This is a genomic window from Corallococcus sp. AB030 (assembly GCF_003668965.1).
Lineage (GTDB): Bacteria > Myxococcota > Myxococcia > Myxococcales > Myxococcaceae > Corallococcus > Corallococcus exiguus.
Genome location: NZ_RAWQ01000401.1, coordinates 1 through 2933, shown reverse-complemented (window position 1 = coordinate 2933; position 2933 = coordinate 1). Strand labels below are relative to the sequence as shown.

Here is a 2933-nt window from a genome sequence, read left to right as displayed (position 1 = left end):
GGGTGGGGGAGGTGTTGCGAGCGCGGGGAGCGACTTAGCTTCTGGCGCCGGAAGTCCCACGTTGCGAAAGAGTTTCCCCAGGAGTGGTCCGTGGCCAAAAAGTCCTTCACGCTGATGGTCATCCCGGACCACGACGCTCCGGTGAAGCGCTACACCATCCAGCGCTCCTGGCTGGTGCAGGTGGGCATGGGCCTGATGCTGGTGGCGGGACTGGGCGCCGGTGCGAGCATCCACTACCTCCAGGTGGCGGCGGACGCGTCGGAGAACCGCATCCTGCGTGAGGAGAACCTCACGCTGCGTTCCCAGCTGAAGTCGGTGCGTGAGCGCATCGAGCACATCGGTTCGACGCTGGACCGCGTGGAGCGTTTCGACCAGAAGCTGCGCGCGGTGACGTTGCTGTCGGACCCGCAGCGCAACCTGGCCATGGGCCCCACGGAGCCTGAGGCCGGCACCACGGCGCCCACGACGGACACGCAGTTCACCCAGCTGACCACCACGGACACCCCGAAGGTGCTGCTGGGCCGGCTGGACCGGCTCTCCGCGGAGGCCACCCGCCAGGAGCTGAGCCTCCAGGACCTGCAGGCCTACTTCCAGGACCAGAAGTCGCTGCTCGCCTCCACGCCGTCGGTGTGGCCGGCGCGCGGCTGGGTGACCAGCGATTTCGGTCAGCGCCTGGACCCGTACACGGCGGACCGCGTGACGCACGCGGGCCTGGACATCGCGGCGCCGCACGGCAAGGAAGTCTCCGCGCCGTCGGACGGCACGGTGGTGTTCGCGGGCCTGGAGGGCGGGTACGGCAACGTGCTCGTCATCGACCACGGCTACGGCATCAAGACGCGCTACGGCCACCTGTCCAAGATTCTCGTGAAGGCCGGCGACCGGGTGAAGCGCGGCTCGGCCATCGCGAACGTGGGCAACACCGGCCGCTCCACCGGCCCGCACCTGCACTACGAGGTGCGCGTGAACGGCGTGCCGCAGAACCCGCGCAAGTTCATCCTTGAAGAGTAGGAGCCGAGTAGGAGACGAGTGGCTCGGGGACGCGCCTCAGGTTCCTTCCGGCTCCGGAAGGAACGCGTCCAGGCGCAGGCGCCGCCGCTGCAGGCCGTGAGTCCGCCCGGTTCGCTCCATGATGTAGGCCCGCTCCACCTCTGCCCACAGGAGCGGTCCCAGCACCTGCCAGTGTGACGGCTGGTGCACCGTCAGCTCCAGCAGCGCCACGGTGAAGCCCGGCACGTCGGTGTCGGAGGCTCCCGGAGGCAGCGCGGGGCGCAGGTCCTCCGCCAGCTTCGCGCGAGTCGTCTCCGCGCCGTCCTCGCGCACGGTGAGCTGGGACGTGGGCACGAGCAGCACCGCGAAGCCGTCCGGCTGGAAGCGCACGATGCGCGCGCCCGGGTACTGCGCGGCCAGCGACGCCACGACGGCCTTGAGCAGCGCGTCCCCGGCGGGGAAGCCGAAGCGCGCGTTGAAGTGGATCATCTCCTTCACGTCCACCATCAGCGCGCCCACGCGCCAGCCGTCGTGGTGCGCGTGCGTGGACAGGTCGAACTCCTCCTTGAGGAGCGTGCCCTGGGTGAGCGCCAGCACGTGCAGGGCCCCGGTGGCGTCCGGTTGGCCTCGCCGGCGCTGCTCGGCGGCGATGAGCTCCTGGGCGGCGGCCTGCGGCGCCTCCTGGGCGTGCCCCGGGCGCGCGGCCCGGGGGTGGAGGGCGACGAGGGCGGTGGCGGTGGCGTCGTCGAGTGCGTAGGGCATCGTGTCCGCGTGTGTAGCGCGGACCCGCCCCGGGCGCAGGAAAGCTTCTCCCCGCGCCCGCTCCGTCGCCCTCAGCGCATGCGACGCGCCGTGACCGTCACCTCATCCCGGTCATGGTAGAGCTGGCGGACGGTGAGGCCCTCCCAGCCCCCGTCGTCCACGAGCGTCTGGCGCACCCGCAGGAGCAGCGGGTTCTTGTCCTTCATGGGCAGCTTGATGTTGGCCACCAGGTTGCGCGCCCAGCGGCGCCGGCCCCACTTGGCCAGCAGCTGCGCCACCTCCAGGGGCCGCCACGCCATGTCGCAGAAGAGCCAGTCCGCGGACTCCTCCGGGGCGTAGGCGAAGGCGCTCTCCTGCACGTGCTGGACGCGCGGGTTCTTCGCCAGCTCCGGCATCAGCTTCGCCGGGTCCACCGCCACCACCCGCGCCCCTCGCGCCACCAGCCGCTGCGTCCAGCCGCCCGGCGCCGCGCCCAGGTCCACGCAGACGTCGCCGCGCCCGGGCTCGTGCGCCAGCCCGTCCAGCGCCTCCTCCAGCTTCATCGCCGCGCGGGAAGGGGACTCGCCCGCACGCTTCATCCGCCGCCGCCCGCCCGGCGCGAGCGACAGGGCCTCACGGGCGCTCACCGCGCCCAGGGTCAGCACCCCGTCCGGCGCGACGCACAGGCCCACCAGCAGGGCCCCCGCCTCGCGCGCCCGTCCGTCGTCCTCCAGCACGCGCCCCGAGGGGAGCGCCGCGCGGACCGTGGCTTCCAGCGCCTCGGCACGGCCCGCCTGCGTGTTGCCCTTCGCGCTGTCCGGCGTGTAGGCCCGCAGGAGCCAGGGCACGCGCGAGGGCAGCCCGGACATCGCAGCCACGAGTTCCTCCACCGGCACCTGTCCTCCACCCGGGGGCACCCAGGTGGCGACGACCCGCTCCACCGCCCGGCCAAAGGCGGGGGGGACTTCAGGCCGCTGCTCGGACTCCACCAGGGCCGGCCCCAGGAGGCGGGGACCTGCTCCAGCCCAGGTCAGCTCCTCGAACAGGTGCGACTCGAAGCCCTCCCGGCAGGTCCACAGCCACCGGCCCGGCTGGGCCGCCAGCGTCTGTGCGGGCATGGACGGCACGCGCGCCCGAGGTGGGATGCGCGGCGCGGGTGAGGCGATGGGAGCCGGGGCGGAGCGTCCGGGGCCACCGGCACGGGG

3 protein-coding genes are annotated in these 2933 nt (G+C 72.9%); 1 reads left to right on the top strand and 2 read right to left on the bottom strand.

Annotated features, from left to right (window positions below):
* The first annotated feature begins 90 nt into the window (after nucleotides 1-90).
* Nucleotides 91-1008: a M23 family metallopeptidase gene (locus D7Y15_RS42970; protein ID WP_120580267.1), complete on the top strand. Its 918-nt coding sequence runs from the start codon at nucleotides 91-93 to the stop codon at nucleotides 1006-1008.
* Nucleotides 1009-1044: 36 nt separating this feature from the next.
* Here the strand turns inward: D7Y15_RS42970 and D7Y15_RS42965 are convergent, their stop codons facing one another.
* Together D7Y15_RS42965 and rlmM are read right to left on the bottom strand one after the other, a co-directional pair.
* Nucleotides 1045-1749: a diguanylate cyclase gene (locus tag D7Y15_RS42965; protein WP_121756171.1), complete on the bottom strand. Its 705-nt coding sequence runs from the start codon at nucleotides 1747-1749 to the stop codon at nucleotides 1045-1047.
* Between the two features lie 71 nt (nucleotides 1750-1820).
* A partial coding sequence (gene rlmM, locus D7Y15_RS42960; protein ID WP_368667434.1) for a 23S rRNA (cytidine(2498)-2'-O)-methyltransferase RlmM occupies nucleotides 1821-2933 on the bottom strand: 1113 nt, incomplete at its 5' end.